The organism is Chitinophaga sp. RCC_12, from assembly GCF_041360695.1.
Lineage (GTDB): Bacteria > Bacteroidota > Bacteroidia > Chitinophagales > Chitinophagaceae > Chitinophaga.
In genome coordinates this window covers 84,773-102,503 of record NZ_JBFUPS010000007.1, presented here as the reverse complement: position 1 = coordinate 102,503, position 17,731 = coordinate 84,773, and the positions used below count along the sequence as shown (strand labels likewise).

16 protein-coding genes are annotated in these 17,731 nt (G+C 46.5%); 11 read left to right on the top strand and 5 right to left on the bottom strand.

Annotation, left to right across the window (positions count from 1 at the left end; translation table 11 throughout):
- Positions 1 to 17: 17 nt before the first annotated feature.
- Together AB6805_RS20595 and rpe are read left to right on the top strand one after the other, a co-directional pair.
- On the top strand, positions 18 to 1,028 hold the full coding sequence (locus tag AB6805_RS20595) for a tetratricopeptide repeat protein (protein WP_370911324.1): 1,011 nt from the start codon (positions 18 to 20) through the stop codon (positions 1,026 to 1,028).
- 34 nt (positions 1,029 to 1,062) lie between these two features.
- Positions 1,063 to 1,728 carry a ribulose-phosphate 3-epimerase gene (gene rpe, locus AB6805_RS20590; RefSeq protein ID WP_370911323.1) on the top strand — a complete coding sequence of 222 codons (666 nt, stop codon included), beginning with the start codon at positions 1,063 to 1,065 and terminating at the stop codon, positions 1,726 to 1,728.
- Here the strand turns inward: rpe and AB6805_RS20585 are convergent.
- Together AB6805_RS20585 and AB6805_RS20580 are read right to left on the bottom strand one after the other, a co-directional pair.
- On the bottom strand, positions 1,709 to 2,098 hold the full coding sequence (locus tag AB6805_RS20585; RefSeq protein ID WP_370911322.1) for a response regulator: 390 nt from the start codon (positions 2,096 to 2,098) through the stop codon (positions 1,709 to 1,711). The genes rpe and AB6805_RS20585 overlap by 20 nt on opposite strands.
- A gap of 9 nt (positions 2,099 to 2,107) precedes the next feature.
- On the bottom strand, positions 2,108 to 4,759 hold the full coding sequence (locus AB6805_RS20580) for a PAS domain-containing protein (RefSeq protein WP_370911321.1): 2,652 nt from the start codon (positions 4,757 to 4,759) through the stop codon (positions 2,108 to 2,110).
- A 174-nt stretch (positions 4,760 to 4,933) separates the two neighbouring features.
- Here AB6805_RS20580 and purE point away from each other — a divergent pair, with 174 nt between their 5' ends.
- The 4 genes from purE (at position 4,934) to AB6805_RS20560 (ending at position 8,044) form a co-directional block, all read left to right on the top strand.
- Positions 4,934 to 5,473 (top strand): 5-(carboxyamino)imidazole ribonucleotide mutase, encoded by a 540-nt coding sequence (gene purE / locus AB6805_RS20575; protein WP_370911320.1) that lies wholly within the window; start codon positions 4,934 to 4,936, stop codon positions 5,471 to 5,473.
- 99 nt (positions 5,474 to 5,572) lie between these two features.
- Positions 5,573 to 6,529, top strand: coding sequence for a PhoH family protein (locus AB6805_RS20570; protein ID WP_370911319.1), 957 nt, complete (start codon positions 5,573 to 5,575; stop codon positions 6,527 to 6,529).
- Between the two features lie 262 nt (positions 6,530 to 6,791).
- Entirely contained in the window at positions 6,792 to 7,274 is a 483-nt protein-coding gene (locus AB6805_RS20565; protein ID WP_370911318.1) for a hypothetical protein, read from the top strand.
- A gap of 230 nt (positions 7,275 to 7,504) precedes the next feature.
- Positions 7,505 to 8,044 (top strand): inorganic diphosphatase, encoded by a 540-nt coding sequence (locus tag AB6805_RS20560; protein ID WP_370911317.1) that lies wholly within the window; start codon positions 7,505 to 7,507, stop codon positions 8,042 to 8,044.
- A 221-nt stretch (positions 8,045 to 8,265) separates the two neighbouring features.
- Here AB6805_RS20560 and AB6805_RS20555 read toward each other — a convergent pair whose 3' ends face one another.
- Entirely contained in the window at positions 8,266 to 9,039 is a 774-nt protein-coding gene (locus AB6805_RS20555) for a C40 family peptidase (protein ID WP_370911316.1), read from the bottom strand.
- 92 nt (positions 9,040 to 9,131) lie between these two features.
- Here AB6805_RS20555 and AB6805_RS20550 point away from each other — a divergent pair, with 92 nt between their 5' ends.
- The 4 genes from AB6805_RS20550 to AB6805_RS20535 all read left to right on the top strand — a co-directional run bounded on the left by AB6805_RS20550 (position 9,132) and on the right by AB6805_RS20535 (position 11,812).
- Positions 9,132 to 9,707 (top strand): hypothetical protein, encoded by a 576-nt coding sequence (locus AB6805_RS20550; protein ID WP_370911315.1) that lies wholly within the window; start codon positions 9,132 to 9,134, stop codon positions 9,705 to 9,707.
- Positions 9,697 to 10,785: a tetratricopeptide repeat protein gene (locus AB6805_RS20545; protein ID WP_370911314.1), complete on the top strand. Its 1,089-nt coding sequence runs from the start codon at positions 9,697 to 9,699 to the stop codon at positions 10,783 to 10,785. Before AB6805_RS20550 ends, AB6805_RS20545 begins: the two co-directional genes overlap by 11 nt.
- Positions 10,786 to 10,859: 74 nt before the next feature.
- Complete coding sequence (locus AB6805_RS20540; RefSeq protein WP_370911313.1) at positions 10,860 to 11,441, top strand: RNA polymerase sigma factor; 582 nt, start codon at positions 10,860 to 10,862, stop codon at positions 11,439 to 11,441.
- A 17-nt stretch (positions 11,442 to 11,458) separates the two neighbouring features.
- Positions 11,459 to 11,812: an anti-sigma factor gene (locus tag AB6805_RS20535; protein WP_370911312.1), complete on the top strand. Its 354-nt coding sequence runs from the start codon at positions 11,459 to 11,461 to the stop codon at positions 11,810 to 11,812.
- Positions 11,813 to 11,849: 37 nt separating this feature from the next.
- Here AB6805_RS20535 and AB6805_RS20530 read toward each other — a convergent pair whose 3' ends face one another.
- Both AB6805_RS20530 and clpB read right to left on the bottom strand, forming a co-directional pair.
- Positions 11,850 to 12,329: a nucleoside deaminase gene (locus AB6805_RS20530; protein ID WP_370911311.1), complete on the bottom strand. Its 480-nt coding sequence runs from the start codon at positions 12,327 to 12,329 to the stop codon at positions 11,850 to 11,852.
- 108 nt (positions 12,330 to 12,437) lie between these two features.
- Positions 12,438 to 15,038 carry an ATP-dependent chaperone ClpB gene (clpB, locus tag AB6805_RS20525; RefSeq protein ID WP_370911310.1) on the bottom strand — a complete coding sequence of 867 codons (2,601 nt, stop codon included), beginning with the start codon at positions 15,036 to 15,038 and terminating at the stop codon, positions 12,438 to 12,440.
- 204 nt (positions 15,039 to 15,242) lie between these two features.
- On the opposite strand from clpB, the gene AB6805_RS20520 reads away from it, so the two are divergent.
- Complete coding sequence (locus AB6805_RS20520) at positions 15,243 to 17,576, top strand: right-handed parallel beta-helix repeat-containing protein (protein ID WP_370911309.1); 2,334 nt, start codon at positions 15,243 to 15,245, stop codon at positions 17,574 to 17,576.
- Positions 17,577 to 17,731: the final 155 nt, after the last annotated feature.

Here is a 17,731-nt window from a genome sequence, read left to right as displayed (position 1 = left end):
GTAGTTTTGGCGCCAGTATGAAGTATTTACCTATCCTCCTGTTATTAATGGGTGCGCAGGCATGTAATAATGCCGGCACCCGGCAGCAAGATACTGCCAGCCGCCCGGACTCCGTGCTGTACAGCGATATCATCCGGCCGGTAACGGATTCTATTTCACAGTTTCCTGACCATCCTGATTTGTACTATCGCCGCGCACTGCTATTGTTTAATACCAATCCTGCACTGGCGCAGGCCGATTTTGAAAAAGCCGCCTCGCTGATGCCGGAAAATACCGACTACTGGGCAGGGGCAGGCGAAGCCGCCCTGATCGTGAATGATTATAAAAAGGCAGCCGCAAATTTTCAGCAAGCGCTGGCTACCGCTCCCGGCTATACGTACCTGGAATACCGCCTGGCCACTGCACTGATAGAAAATAAACAATATGCCCAGGCAGACAGCATCGCTAACGTGCTCGCACAAACGACAGATGCTCGCGATAAAGCATTCTACCTGAAAGCCCGCATGGCGGAAGATAAACAGGATACCACCTCGGCTATCCGTCACCTTACCTCCGCCATTCATGCCGCCGGGAAACAGCCTGAATTTGAGGCCGTCATGGAACTGGGCGACCTGCTCCGCAGCCGCAAAGCCACTGCCGCCCTTAACTATTACCAGCAGGCATGGCAACTGGATACTACCAACGCATATCCTTTATTTGAAGCCGCTCAATTCCAGGAAGAACTGGGCGACCTTCCCGCCGCGCTCGGCGCGTACCGGAAATGCATAGTGGCAGATCCCGGCTTTGAACCAGCCTACCTGGCACTGGGGAAAATTTACAGCAATAAAAAGGACTGGAAAACGGCGTACACCTACTACAACCTGGCGGCCAAATCGGCGCCAACAGACGCATGGGCCTATTACTACAGGGCTACGGCACAGGAACAACTGGGCAACAAAGCACTGGCTATAGAAGACTATACCAAAGCTACTTCCTTTAAGAAAGATTTCAGCGAAGCAAAGGAAGCCCTGAGAAGATTGAACCCGTAATTACTTAAATTTACATCATTCAAAAATAGAGCACTTGGAAAAACATCCTGTTTTAGTGGCGCCATCTTTACTGGCAGCAAATTTCCTGGAGCTGGGAAAAGAAGTGGATATGGTGAACCGCAGCGAAGCCGACTGGTTCCATCTCGATGTAATGGATGGACGGTTTGTACCTAATATCAGCTATGGCTTACCCGTGATTGCACAGATCAAAAAGAAAGCGCAGAAACCCTGTGATGTGCACCTGATGATCGAAGAACCGGAGAAATACGCAGCCGACTTCAAAAAAGCCGGCGCCGACATACTTACTGTACACTTCGAAGCCTGCATCCACCTGCACCGGAATATCCAGCAGATCAAAGGACTGGGCATGAAAGCCGGCGTGGCACTGAATCCGCATACACCGGTAGGGTTACTCGAAAATGTGATCCGGGATATTGACGTGGTGCTGATCATGAGTGTGAATCCGGGTTTCGGCGGACAAACATTCATTGAACAAACCTACCAGAAAATAAGACAACTGAGACAACTGATCACCGACAATCACGCACATGCGCTCATTGAAGTAGATGGCGGTATAGGCACAGATAACGCCGGACAACTCATCCAGGCGGGCGCAAATGTATTAGTGGCAGGCAGTGCCATCTTCTCCTCTGCCGATCCTGAAAAGACTATTCACACGCTCAAGACAAGTGTGAAATAATTTCCTTTGATAGTGGCTTGGTGAGATATCCTGTTACAAAATTGTAAGCATTCACACGCTCCCTGTCCTTTTCATCAATGGAGGAAGTCAGTACAAAGATCCTGATTTGCTTAGGCAACTCCGCCTGGAAAACAGCATATTCTTCCAGGAACTCCCAGCCATCCATCACAGGCATATTGAGATCCAGCAGTATAAGATCCGGCAAGGCCTGTGCTTCTCCTGCATTTTCCCGGAGAAGGTCCAATACATCCTGTGCGTCGGAAAATACACGGATATTACTGCTGATAGCCTGACGTTCGATCATGATTTTGGCAATCTGCTGGTGAATCGGGTCATCATCTACAATAAAAATCGTATTGATTAAACTCATAAAGGGGGTTTATTCTGATCTAAAAGTAATAATAAATTTGGTTCCCTCTCCGGGATGACTTTCTGCTCTTATATTACCACCCATCGCTTCTACCTGCGTTTTCGTGATAAATAGGCCAATTCCTTTCGCATCCTTATTTTTATGAAAGGTTTTGCGGAAGCCAAAAAGCTTGTTGCCAAACCGCTCCATATCTATACCCACGCCGTTGTCTTCCACGCTCAGAATGATGTTATCATTTTCTTTCCAGCTCCGCAGATGCAGTGCAGGCGTACGTTCTGAAGAACGGTAGCGGATAGCGTTGGTAATAAAATTCAGCAGGATACTGTCGAGGTACACCCGGGGGTATTCAATCACCGGCTCCTCCTCAAAATCGTAGGTGATCTGGATATTGCTGGTTTCTATATCTACCAGCAAAATATCTTTTACCTTCTGTAATCTTTCGGCAAACGACAGTTTTTCTTTTTCCACATTCACATCTTTCCGGATCTGCACTACCTCCACCAGGTCGTTCAGTGTTTCATCAATCTTCTTTATCACCTCGTGTACCATACCCAGGTAAAGATCCTTTTCCTGCTGGGCGGCAGCTTCATTGTGCATCTGCATCAGCGCCTTCAGGTTGGCAATAGGCGCCCGGAGGTTATGGGAAGTGATGTGGGCAAAATCTTCCAGCTGCTTGTTCTGGTTCAGCAGGTTTTTGTTCAGGTTAGATAACTGCTCGTTGGCCTTCCGCAGCTCTTTCTGCAATTTCCGGCTGTCCGTAATATCGCGCATAAACACGGAGATCCCGCCGTCCTGCATCGGGGTAAGCAGGAAATCATACCATTTGTCTGCCCCCGGGAAGTAGATGCCGAACGACTGTGACGCCTGCTGCTGGATGCATTCCTGCAGCCGTGCATAAAACACGGTGCCGCTTAAGCGCGGAAATTCCTTGAAGATATTGCTGCCCATGGCCACCGGGTGACCAATCATTTTCTCGGCCTTCCGGTTCAGGAAGTTGAGGTTACCTGATTTCTCCATAGCGGCATATCCCATATCGATGGTATCAAAGAAAAGGCGCATCAGCTCTGTGTTCCGGGTGAGTGCGTCCCTGATTTCCAGTTGTTCGGTGATATCCTGTACGACCCCGTACATGCGTACCAGCCGACCGTTTACATAACCGGGTTGTCCAATAGACCGGACCCTTTTTACCTGTTGTTTGGAAGAAATGATGGTGAGCTGGGCATCGAATGGCCTGCCTGTTTCCATACATTGCTGCATCAGCGCTTCGAGGCTTTCACGGGCTTCAGGCGTGTAATAGGCCAGTGCTTTTTCAAGATCGACGGGGGTGTCTACGGGGCAGTCGTGGATGTGATACGACTGGTCCGTCCACCGCACCTGGCCACTGTCTACATCCAGTTCCCATCCGCCTATCTTACCGATGGTACCTGTTTGCTGGAGGAATTCCTGGTTCTTCTTAATCTCCAGCTCCTGCAGTTTTTTATCGGTGATATCATTTACCAGCGCTACCACAATCATTTCCTTGTCCACCGGTTCAATCACCGGGAACACGGTCAGGTCGAGGTATACTTCCCGGCCTACGGTGGTCCATCGCTTGTCCTGGGAGAAGTCGATCCGCTTTTCCACGCGGAGTGATTTATTCTGTTCCAGGGCCTGTACAAACAGTTTGTCCAGTTCAAACATGGTGGCCAGTTCATCGTTCATCACGTTGAAAGGCTGGCGGCTCATGGGATGCGGCGAATTAAAGAAGAAGCGTTGTGTTTGATTGATCCGGCGGATAAAGCCAAAATTATCAAACTGGATATAACCGATGGGCAGGTTTTCGATGATGTTGTCGAGGAGTCGTTCGCTTTTCTGGAGGCTGAGTTCCGATAATTTTTTCTCTGTGATATCGTCCAGTATCAGGAAGATATTATCCATATTCCGTTGCTGGTCTGTGAGGGGGAATATGGTCGCTTCGAAATATACGGGATAAAGCCTGGTGATGTTTTCGTGGTGTTTCTCGCGGTAGCTGAGGAGGATTTCCCGTTTGATCGTTTTCCCTGTTTTGCGGGCTTCCTCGAACATAACGGCGAGGCCATTAAGCCGGTAGAAAGGGTCTTTCAGCCATTTATAATCCGGTTGGGTAAAGAAGGCGTGGTGTTTGCCCCAGATCTGCCGCTGGCGGGTGTTCATGTCCATACTATCACCATCGGGCGAGAACTGTTGCAATCCGAGCGGAAGATTTTCCAGCACCTGGCCATAGTACACTTCATTACGGGCACGTTTTATTTCGGTGAGTTTCCGCTCTGTGATATCGATGCCGATGAGCATGCAATGCGTAAGGGCGCCGGCTTCACTGAAAAACGGGGTAATGCCGGCTTCCAGCCATAGTGGCTTATTTTCAGCGTTAATAAGAAAGCAGAGCTGTTCCTGCACCGGTTCCCCTTTTGTAAGGGTATTCCAGAGATCCTGCCAGTGTTCCGGGTTATCAGGCCGGAAGAGGGCGGTAAAAGCGCCGCCGGTAAGGGGGCCTTCTGATGGCTGCAATGCCGCTATCACCTGCGTATTAACCGCAGTCACCGTACCTGCCGCATCTATGGTGACAGAGAGTGCAAAGGCATTAATAGCGGTTTCAAGATGCTGTAAGTGGCTGTAATGCTGTTGCAGCATAACTACATTCATATGATAGCAGAATCTAAAATCGTTGTGTCAGGAAACGCCTAAAGTAGGCATTATATAATAAAAAACACTATTGGACAGGTAAAAGTAATAAATTGTTAGATATCGGTCAATTCCTCATAAACGCAGAATTAACAAGGGAAAGAGTGGATTGGTTCAATCATTTATCCACCTGTTGTGGATTTTGAGTTTTCCGAAATTGTTAAACGATCAATATCTTTGGGGTATCTTATTACATTATTATTTTTAAAATATTATCAGATGAAAGTTTTGATTATCATGGGTTCCGAGAGTGACAAGCCTGTAATGGAAGAATCACAGAAGCATTTACAGTATTTTGGAATTGAAAATGAGATGATAGTGGCTTCTGCTCACCGCAATCCTGATAAAGTAAGAGAATTGTGTATAACCGCTCAGGAAAAGGGTTTTGGCGTAATTATTGCCGCAGCGGGCATGGCAGCAGCCTTACCGGGAGTTGTATCAGCTTACACTTCGCTGCCTGTTCTTGGAGTTCCTTTAGATGGTGGTTTACCGGGCGGAATTGATGCCTTGTATTCAATTGTACAGATGCCTGCGGGATTACCGGTAGGTACATTGGCGGTTGGAAAAGCGGGTGCGCGTAATGCGGCTATACTGGCTGCACGTATCCTGGCTTTGGGTAATAAAGATATCGCCGCTAAAGTGGAAGGCTTCAAACAGAACGGGTACAGAATTTAGTGATAGCTTAACAATTGCGTTCTCCAGGTTATACTAGATTTAAATATATTCGGATTGAAAAATACCGATCATTTCCTGGACAATTAAACCTTAGAATCATTGACTGAATCCATTATCAATTTAGACAGTATTAATCCCATTGAGTTTTTCGGCGTTAACAACGGAAAGCTTGATCTGCTGAAAAAGAAATTCCCATTGCTTAAGATCCTGTCCAGGGGCACCCAGTTAAAATTGAGTGGGGCACCGGAAGAAGTGGCTACAGCGGAGGAAAAAATCGGTCAGATCGTTAAATACCTGGAGCGGAACGGTAACCTGACAGAGAACTATTTTGAACAGATTCTTGGAGATGAGGAAGGCACTAAAATCGACAATTTCAGTGAGCGCAATCCCAACGAAGTACTGGTGTTTGGGCCCAACGGCAGAACCGTAAGGGCCCGTACTGCCAACCAGAAAAAGATGGTAGCGCTGGCGGAAAAGAACGACATCATTTTCGCGATAGGTCCTGCCGGTACCGGTAAAACCTATACTGCCGTTGCTTTGGCGGTTCGTGCTCTCAAAAACAAAGCGGTTAAAAAGATCATTCTAACCCGCCCTGCGGTAGAAGCAGGGGAAAGCCTCGGTTTCCTGCCGGGAGATCTGAAAGAAAAGATCGATCCATATCTGCGGCCATTGTACGATGCGCTGGATGATATGATCCCTGCGGAAAAGCTGAGTTACTACATGACCAACCGCGTTATTGAAATTGCACCGTTGGCGTATATGCGTGGACGTACCCTGGATAATTCCTTTATTATCCTGGATGAAGCGCAAAATGCCACCGACCTGCAGATCAAGATGTTTCTAACCCGTATCGGTGCATCTGCACAGGCCATCATCACCGGTGACCTTACACAGATAGATTTACCCAAAAATCAGCAATCCGGTCTGGAAAGGGCTACCCGCATCCTTCGTAACATCGATGGTATTGGTCAGGTGGAACTTGATGAGGAAGATGTGGTAAGACACCGGCTTGTTAAAGCCATCATCAAGGCTTACGAAGCCAATAAGGAAAAATAAGACAGTTGATATCCTGTTATCTGATAGCTGGTTATTTGTTTGGACGGTACAACCGCCACCAGACAAGCAATCAGCTATCAAAATAACAATTATCTAAATATTTAACTCTTTATTAACGGCGATTGCCGTAAGTTCACCTGTTTTTATCCAAGGGAGACATTCAGTCCGGGAGCCTGTGAGTGTGCTGAGCTATAGCTGATGACTTTGCAGTATTGAAGTTTACCCCTATTTTTGTTGTGATATATTATAATTTATCGACCGCATGACCAATTTTTTTCGAATCATGACACTGGCATTGATTACAACCTTGCTGTTAGGCAGTTGTAAGAAAAGGGCTTCCCCTGAAGAGGTGGCGCTGGCGTTTATGCATGCGATTCAGGATTCGAACTACGACCAGGCAAGGGATTATGCCACAAAAGAATCCCAACAGGTGTTACAGATTTATGCCATCTTTGACGGCCGCCGCAGTGGCGCTGAAAGAGAAAAAATTAAAAACGCCCGCATCGAGGTAGTCAATATCGAAGAAAACGGCGATAAAGCGGCTGTTACAATACTGAATTCCTCCGCTCATCAGAAAGAAGTTCTGCAGATGGTGAAAGAAAACGGCCAATGGAAAATTTCCCTGACGTTCGACAGCATCATTCCCAATTACACGCCGCAAACCGGTGGTAATGCAGCCTTCGACTCTACCAGGTTACCCGCAGACAGCGCACCTGTTAACGGTTTGACCGCGCCGGGAAACTAAATAATTATCCTCTCTTTTATATTTTACCTAAAAGGAAAGGATAATTTTTAGCTATTAACGGCTAGTTCCCTTAATTTTGCCACGCATTAATGATCAGATGTGTGGCTTATTCCTGTTTTTACTTACCGGAAACCTGACCATATCTCCATGAAAAGTGAGGTGAATACTTTATTCACTTTTCAACATTAATCCAATATTGAACAATAAACCTTAAAGTAAAGTAGATTATTATGATGACAAATCCCTGGCACAGTGTGAGTCCCGGCTCTGAAGTGCCTAATGTTGTAAATGCAATTATAGAGATTCCAAAGGGATGCCGAGCTAAATATGAACTGGATAAAGAAAGCGGTTTGCTGAAACTGGACCGGGTTTTATATTCTTCTGTATACTATCCTGCCAACTACGGTTTTATTCCACAGTCTTACTGCGATGACCATGATCCGCTGGATATCCTGGTTATCTCCCAGATCGAATGTGTTCCCATGTGTATCATCGATGCCAAAATAATCGGTGTCATGCAAATGATAGACGGCGGCGAAGCAGATGACAAAATCATCGCGGTAGCAGCCAACGATATGAGCGTAAACTATATCAACGATATTACCGAACTGCCGCCTCACTTCATCGACGAAATGCGCCATTTCTTCGAAGAATATAAAAAGCTGGAAAAGAAAACCGTTGTGGTGGAAGAATTCCAGAACAAAGAGAAAGCAAAACAGATCATTCTCCAAAGCTTTGAAGATTACAAGAAGATCTTCAGACAGAGCTAGCGGATTTTGTCTTGGCTCAGGATTACGCTGATTTTACTGATTAGCTGGATTTATTCTTTTGGATTTTATAAAGGATTAAGGGAGATGGAAGCGGATATATTCGCTTTTATCTCCCTTAATTATTATAAAAAAAATCTTAAAATCTAAAAAAAATCCAAAAGTAAAAATCCAGCTAATCAGTAAAATCAGCGTAATCCTGAGCCAAGACAAAATCCGCGCTCTTAAAAGTATCTCTTTATAATCCGCAGGTGATGCGTACGCAAACCCGTATCTGCGTTTATAATTCCTTCGTTATCTATCGGATCAATCCGTACCTTTCCGGAAGAATGGATAATTTCATGATCGTTCAGCAAAATACCAACATGCGTAATCCTCCCCTCTTCGTTGTCAAAAAAGGCGAGATCCCCCAGGCGCGCTTCCTGTAAAAAATCAACAATGTGTCCCTGGGTAGCCTGCTGGTAAGCATCCCGCAAAAGTGGAATACCGGACAGCTTGAACACCTGCTGCGTAAAACCGGAGCAGTCCACGCCAAAAACACTGGAACCTCCCCAGAGATAACCGGTGTTCAAAAACTGCTCTGCGGCGCTTTTTAAGGCAGTAATATCGACGGGGTTATGGTGGGTAAGCGGAAGCGGTTTATCCTCAAATTTTACAGCAATAGTTCCCCACTGCGTGGAAATATCGCTATCGCTCTTTACAAGGCAGCCAAAAGGTACCAGCATGGGCCGGTCATTCATGGTAACCCGGTTTACCCAGGCCGGAAAATAGTATTTTGCCGGAGCCAGGTACAGCGATTCATCTATCGTTTCCAGGTGGGCAGCTGTGGCCCAACCGGTGTAACCGTCGTACTGGTTTTTAATTTTCACCCAGCCATCGGGAGCCGTTTCGGTGATCTCCACCGCTGCTCCCCATAAGAGCTGGGAAATCATTTCGCTTTTATGTGAGGTAGCACTCCTTAATGGCGCAACTGGCACAATGACAATGGCGTATGGCATATTAATTGTATAAATCCCTTTTACTATTCAATAATCTTATGCGCTAAATGAACTTTTTCCGCTTTTGTACGTAAATATAAAGTAATAAGTTTATGCAACAACAGTTAACCAATTTATCGGACAAGGAGTTAATATCCCGCGCCAGGAAACAGCTTGACCGGGAGGCGGAAAGCGTATTGATAGACAGGTACAGTCATTTACTGGTGGCTGTTACCATTCCTCATTTGAGTAGCCAACCGAATCTCGACCCCAACATTGTTTTCCCGGCCCTTCTGCAAAGATTAAATGCCAGTCTTAAAACACAAACCATCTATAAAGCCAACGAATGGATCCTGCATATACAAAAAGGATACCTCGGGAAGCCTGAAAAGAACACCCCCTTCTATCCATCCCGCGACGGAAGAGACCTGCTGCATATCGAAAATACGGTAGACAAAGCCGCTACCAATATCATAGACAGACAGGACCTCATCGTGCGGCTGGAACAGGCGCTCCAACGGCTGAGTGCAGATGACAATGCACTGATCACGCAATTCTATCTTGAAAATAAATCCTTTGCCGACCTTACAGCTGCTACCGGACTTCCCAGGGAGAAGTTAAGATCGCAACTCAAAGCCGCCAAAGCGAAACTTGCCAAGTTATTTATGAATCAGGGATATGCTAGTTAACAAACCGAATAATGAGAAAGTACTGAAGATCTTTTCTGCCATCCGGTGCCTCAGCAGGGACCAGCTGCCCCGTTATATGGAAGGCAGGCTGACCGATGTGGAACGGCACCTGGTAGAACAACACCTCACCGACTGCGATCTCTGCTATGATGCATTAACCGCACTGGAGCAGGAAGAGAATACCGAAAGATACCAGGACCTCACCAATAAGCTGCAACGCTATGTACAAAACAGCATACAGCCTGTTTCGCACGTACAAAAAGTAGCGCAATACACCCGTAAGGAAAAGAATAAGGAACACATGCTGGCCTATTTCTGGATCATTGCCTTCATCGGCCTTGGTGTGGGCAGCGTGTATGTATTACGCGGACATATGCGTAATCAGCCACCAGTGCGTATCATGGCGTCATCACTACCGCAGAAAGACTCTGTGCGTGAAGAGGTGGCTACCGGCGTTCCATTGGTAACCGCCGCGGAAAACAATCCCGGAACAACAACGCCGGCCCCTGCTACTACGCCTGCCATTCAAACATCAGCAAAACCAGCAACTGCCCCGGTTCACCCCGACTCCGCCGCGCTGAAAAAAGCAGCCGCTTTAAAAGCGGCGCAAAAGAAAGCCGCGGCAGACAGCATCAAAAAACATACACTATTGCAAAAACAGGCAGACTCCCTTAAAAAGGAAGCCGCCGATAAAGTAACCGCCAAAGCAGAAGAAAAGAAACCGGAACAAAGACCGGAACAAAAACCTGCGGCACCCAAAGAAAAACAGAAAGAACAGGCGCCACCACCAGACCCTCCTAAAAGAGAAACACCTTCCACGGCTGTTAACAGCGATGAATACCTGTACAAAGCAGCCATGGTATACCAGCAACAGGGAAACCTTAATGAAGCCATCAACAGGTACAAAAGGATAGAATCTGTGAGCTCAGGCAAATACGTGGAAATGGCCCGCTACCAACTTGCTATCTGTTATCGTAGTAAAGGACAGGCTGGCAAGGCCCGCCGCATGTTTAAAGAAGTGATCAGGATGGATGGTTCCATGAAAGCCGCTGCCCAACAGGCGTTGGATGGTATGTAAAAAATAAAATATCAAAATAATTATGGATTTTTGCAAATGCTGCATCTTAGATGCAGCATTCCATTTATTAGCCTGTGAATAATCCAGATATACAACAACTAACAGACCAGGAGCTACTGCAACGGTTCAAAGCTGATAATAACAGTGATTGGATAGGTGTGCTGTTTGACCGCTACGCCCTGCTTTTACTGGGTATGTGCATGAAATACCTGAAGAACGAAGAAGATGCACGCGATGCCGTGCAGCAAATCTTTCTCAAGATGTTATCCGACATCAACAGGCATGAAATCCAGTATTTCCGGGCCTGGATCTACCAGGTAACCAAAAACTACTGCCTGATGCAACTGCGGCAGAAGCATATGAAATACAAGGAAGAAATCTCCGACAAACATATGGGTGGTATTGCCGCTGATCCCGAAGATAAGCAGGTGTACCAGGAAAAGGATATCTTGCTGGAAAATATGGGGCAGGCTATGAGCCAGCTAAACCATGAACAAAAAATCTGTGTTGAATTGTTTTACCTGCAAAAGAAATCCTATCAGGAAATTGCTGATCAAACCGGGTATAGCCTCCTTCAGGTTAAAAGCTATATTCAGAATGGAAAGAGGAACCTGAAACTTTTATTGGAAAAACAACAACGCGCAAACAAAAGTTAATTTGCATCAATAGTGATATGAACGAGCATTTCAACGATATCTTTGTAACTACAAGCTGTCCTACGCAACAGCAGCTGCTTGACTATGTTCAGGGCAAGCTGTCTGCGGAAGAACAACATGAAGTAGAAATGCACCTGTCTGACTGTGAGCTTTGCAGCGATGCATTGGAAGGGCTGGCGGCTATAAAAGATAAGGAGAAGATTCCCGGATGGATTATCCAGATGAGATGGAGTCTTCTTAAAAAAATACACAAACGCTACAGGACCAGGAGAAAATCAGAAAATTATATATCCCTGGCCGTTATTATTCTCTGCATCCTTTTCTTACTGCTTGCATTGTTCTGGGCATACCATTTCTCTGTAAAACATTAGCGGGGGGAAGTATTTTTCCCTCCGCCGCATTTAGCTGCTAATACAACTTCTTATCCCCCTTTTCTTTCCATCTCCGGAAAACATTCAACGCCTCCTGATCAGGCAAAGCAATCAGCGGAATTTTTTTATCCGCATGATCCTTCTCTATTTCCCGGTAAATAAATGAATCATCAAAATCAATGGCAGCCGCATCTTCCTTTGTATTGGCGTAGTAAACACGTTGTGGCCTCGCCCAGTAAATAGCGCCCAGGCACATCGGGCAGGGTTCACAGGAAGTATATATTTCGCAGTCGTGCAACTGGAAAGTACCCAGCTTCTTACATGCTTCGCGGATCGCTACCACTTCTGCATGGGCAGTAGGGTCTGTGTTTGCCAGCACCTGGTTCCAGCCCTCTCCTACAATCTCATCTCCCCGCACCACTATCGCACCAAAAGGACCGCCGTCACCATTATCCATTCCTTTACGCGACAAGGCAATGGCATGCTGCATAAATCTTCTTTCTCTTTCTCCCGGCATACAGTTACTTTTTGATTTACTCAAATTTAACGAAAGCTGACCACACATAAAAAAGCCCCGCGAAGAATCGCGGGGCTTATCGTTAACTATGTATCGTCGTATTTAGAATTACTTGTTTCTGATTACTACTACGCCATCAAACACGTCAATCAACACTGGTTTGGATTTATCAATATCTCCTGCCAGTATCTTCTTACTTAACAGGTTAATGATTTCCTTCTGGATGAGGCGTTTCAGCGGTCTTGCTCCAAACTGCGGGTCGTAACCCTGTACAGAAAGATACTCAAGCGCATAGTCTGAAAAGTCCAATATCATGCCATTCTTTGCTACCATATCCTTCAGTTGCTGTAACTGAATGTTAATTATTCCCTTAATTTCACTTCTCAGTAACGGCTGGAACATAATCACCTCATCTACCCTGTTCAGGAACTCCGGACGAATGGTTTGTTTCAGCAATGTCATCACTTCATCTTTCGTTTTATCTACTATTTCTTCGCGGTTGGTATCATCAATATTTTCAAAATTTTCCTGGATAATATGGCTACCCATGTTACTGGTCATGATGATGATCGTATTCTTGAAATTCACCACGCGGCCCTTGTTATCCGTTAACCGGCCATCGTCCAATACCTGTAACAAAATGTTAAAGGTATCCGGGTGTGCTTTCTCAATTTCATCGAGCAGTATCACGGAGTATGGTTTACGGCGTACCGCTTCTGTCAGCTGGCCACCTTCATCATATCCCACATATCCCGGAGGCGCTCCTACCAGGCGGCTTACGGAGTGTTTTTCCTGGTATTCACTCATGTCTATCCGGGTCATCATGTTTTCATCGTCAAACAGGTACTCCGCCAATGCTTTGGCCAGCTCTGTTTTACCAACACCGGTAGTACCAAGGAAGATGAATGAACCGATAGGTCTGCGCGGATCCTGCAATCCTGCTCGGCTGCGGCGGATAGCATCAGACACCGCGATGATAGCTTCGTCCTGTCCTACTACACGCTGGTGCAGTTCTTCCTCCAGGTGCAGTAATTTATCCTTTTCACTCTGCATCATTTTTGATACCGGGATACCCGTTGCCTTTGCCACGTTTTCCGCGATATCTTCCGCGTCTACTTCTTCTTTAAGAAGACGTTTATGATTAGCAGATATTTTATTCAGTTCTTCTGTGAGATCTGTTACCAGTTTTTCCTGTTCCTTTATTTTACCATAGCGGATTTCTGCCACCCGGCCGAAATCGCCGTTACGCTCTGCCTGTTCTGCTTCCAGCCGCAGGTTTTCAATCGCTGATTTGGCACTCTGGATCTGGTCAACCACTTCCTTCTCTGCCTGCCATTTTGCTTTGAACGTATTCCTTTCTTCTCCCAGCCGTGCTATCTCTTCACCCAGCTCACGTAACTTATCTTCGTCGTTTTCTCTTTTAATTGCTTCTCTTTCAATTTCCAGCTGACGGATCCTTCTTTCCAGTTCATCCAGTTCTTCCGGCATGGAGTTCATCTCCAGCCTCAGTTTAGCCGCACTTTCATCGATCAGGTCAATAGCCTTGTCCGGTAAAAAGCGGTCTGTTATATAGCGCTGCGATAATTCTACCGCAGCAATAATTGCTTCATCTTTGATGAGTACGTGGTGGTGACTTTCATATTTCTCTTTCAGTCCACGCAAAATGGAGATGGCATCTTCCACGGAAGGCTCATCTACCAACACCTTCTGGAAGCGGCGTTCCAGGGCTTTATCTTTCTCAAAATATTTCTGGTATTCGTTCAGGGTGGTGGCACCAATGGCCCGGAGTTCCCCTCTTGCCAGGGCAGGTTTCAGGATATTGGCCGCATCCATTGCGCCTTCCATAGCGCCAGCGCCTATCAGCGTGTGGATTTCATCTATAAAGAGGATGATTTCCCCGTTACTTTCGGCTACTTCCTTTACCACGCCTTTCAATCTTTCTTCAAACTCACCACGGTATTTGGCGCCTGCCATCAAAGCGCCCATGTCGAGGGCATAGATGATCTTTGATTTCAGGTTTTCGGGTACGTCGCCGTTAATGATCCGGTGGCCCAATCCTTCCACGATAGCCGTTTTACCTACACCGGGTTCACCTACCAGGATGGGGTTGTTTTTAGACCTGCGGGAGAGGATATGCAGGGTTCTGCGGATTTCCTCATCACGGCCGATCACCGGGTCGAGCTTTCCTTCCCGGGCCATTTCATTCAGGTTCTTGGCGTATTTCTGAAGCGTGTTATACTGGGTTCCGCCGCTTTGGGAATTAACGGTATCTCCTTTACGGAGTTCCCGGATGGCGGCTTTGAGGCCTTTTTCAGTAAGACCGGCATCTTTCAGTAATTTGGCCGTATCGTCGTTACCGCCAAGGATGCCCAGGAGCAGGTGCTCCACGCTTACAAATTCATCTTTAAATTCTTTGATGGCCGCTCCTGCACGGAGGATCACGTTATTGGCGTCACGGCTGAGCGACTGACCGCCTTCTCCTCCTACTATGCGCGGGTATTTATTGATCTGCTCATTTAGCTTATTGTTTACAAATGAGGTGTTTACATCATTCTTCTTCAATAAGTATTCAATCGGGCTATCTTCATCATTTAATAAAGCTTTGAGCAGGTGCCCGGTTTCAATCGACTGATTCTGATTATTAAAGGCCAGTTGCTGGGCCTGTTGCAGTATTTCCTGCGATTTTATAGTGAAATTATTCAAGTTCATATCTGTTGTTTTTTCTCCTTTTTTGATGTTATCAAACGTCTTCTGGTAACAACAAACCATGATCCAATGTTGCAACTCCGGAAATTATGACATATAAGGGAAAGGATTACTGCATTTTTAGCAGAAAATTAGCCTAGTAACTGCTAATTTTTCATTACAACCGCCCGTTTATTCCGGGTATATTTATGGTTTACCTCAGATGTTATGAAAAATATATTTGCCTGTATCGTATGTGCAGTACCGTTATTCCTGCTCTCCCCTGTGCTGCTGGCGCAAAAGAAGCCGGCTATACCACTGCTGGTATCTGTCCATCCCTCTGCAAAGGATGGCAAACCGCCTATGAGTTTAAAGACTGCAATGGGGCTGGCGCATACTTACCAGCAGCAGCAACCCGGAAGAAGTATTGAAATACAATTCCAGCCCGGTACCTATTTCCTGGACAGCACCCTGCTGATAACCGCGGGCTATTATAATGGTAACATTACGTTCCGGCCGGCCGGAAAGCCGGGCACAGTAACCCTCAGCGGGGGAAAGCCGTTGCAGTTGCAGTGGACACCCTGGAAGAATGGCATATACAAAGCCTCCGTGGACATTCCTTTTGAGTTCAGCCACCTTTACATTAACAATAAACAACAGATCCGGGCACGTTATCCCAACTACGACAGCAGCGCAAAACATTATAACGGTACCGCTGCAGATGCGTTGAGTCCTGCCAGGATAAAGACCTGGCAACATCCCGAAGGCGGCTACGTACACGCCCTCCACCGCTCAGAATGGGGTGGTTATCATTACCGCATCACCGGTGTGAACACAGATGGTACGCTCCACCTGGAAGGCGGCTACCAGAACAATCGCCAGATGGGTATGCATGAACAACATCGCTTTGTAGAAAATATTTTTGAAGAACTGGACGCAGAAAAAGAATGGTTCTACGATAAAACCACTAAAACACTTTACTATAAACCGGCAGCGGATATTAACCTAAAAACAGCTGACGTAGTTGTTTCCTGGTTTTCTGAAATCGTCGTTCTGAAAGGAGATGCAGCGCATCCTGTTAAGGGTATCACGTTTAAGAATATACGTTTTGCGCATACCAATGCCACGTTTATGGATACACGGGAACCGCTGCTACGAAGCGACTGGGCCATATACAGGGGTGGAGCGGTGTTGTTAGACGGCACGGAAAACTGCGTTATCACCGGCTGTGAATTTGATTATAACGGGGGTAATGCTGTATTTGTCAGCAACTACAACCGCCATGCTGATATCAGTCATTGTAACATTCATGATGCCGGTGGCAGCGGTATCTGTTTTACGGGCAACCCCGGTGCCGTAAGAGCGCCCTTGTTTGAATACCAGCAATCCCCCGTATTTGCCGGCATGGATACAGCTGCAGGTCCGCAAAGCCCCAACTATCCCGATTCCTGCCTGGCATACGATAATCTTATTTACCGTACCGGCCGCATAGAAAAACAAAGCGCCGGCGTTCAGATCTCTATGGCGATGGACATCACCGTTTCACATAATACCATTTACGATGTGCCGCGTGCAGGCATTAACGTTAGTGAAGGTACCTGGGGTGGGCACCTCATCGAATACAACGATGTATTCAATACTGTGCTGGAAACCGGTGACCACGGGGCGTTCAATTCCTGGGGTCGTGACCGCTGGTGGTATCCCGACCGGCAGGTGATGGACAGCATGGCTGCATTGCATCCCTGGCTGGTGAAACAGGATGCCGTAAAAACAAATATACTCCGCAACAACCGCTTCCGCTGTGATCACGGCTGGGATATTGACCTGGACGATGGCTCTTCCAATTATCACATCTATAATAATGTTTGCTTAAACGGCGGGCTTAAACTGAGGGAAGGATTTTTCCGTACCGTGGAAAATAATGTGATCCTCAACAATTCTTTTCATCCGCATGTGTGGTTTGAAAACAGCCACGATATTTTCCGCTATAATATTGTAGGTAGCAGTTATAAACCGATTGGCATCAGGTATTGGGGAGATATCATCGACTTTAACGTGTTCCCGGATGCAGCGGCCATCAATACTCCTACGGATAAACATTCACAGACAGGTGACCCCTTGTTTGTGTCTCCTGCAACAGGCGACTACCGGGTAAAACCAGGATCACCGGCGTTGAAAGCCGGGTTCAAAAATTTCCCGATGAACCAGTTTGGCGTGGTATCGGCTAACTTAAAAGCGTTGGCTAAAAAAGCACCGCTGCCGGTACTGAAAGCAGCCACTGAAGCTTCATCCACGATCAGCAACTGGCTGGGTGCGCAGGTGAAGAACATAGAAACCCTGGGAGAACGCTCGGCTGCGGGGTTACCTGATAATAAAGGCGTGTTCCTGGTGGCCGTACCCGGAAGTTTTAAATATGCCGTAAAAACAGGCGATGTGATTTTACAGGTGGGAGAACGAAGCGTGAATAACGTGGATGACCTGCTAAAAGCAAGCACTTTCTATACAGATAAAAAAGTACCGCTGGTAGTATTCAGAAATCAACAGCGGGTTACTGTCAATTGATATGGGGATGTTCCTTTGAGCGCTCAAAGGAACATCCTTTCCTTTATTCCCGTCCTTTAGCCAGCTGCTACCTTGTTCATTACACCCTCGCCCGAACTACCGGAAACGCACATATCTTACTAGAAATCAACATCTTGTGAATGCTCATTTAGATG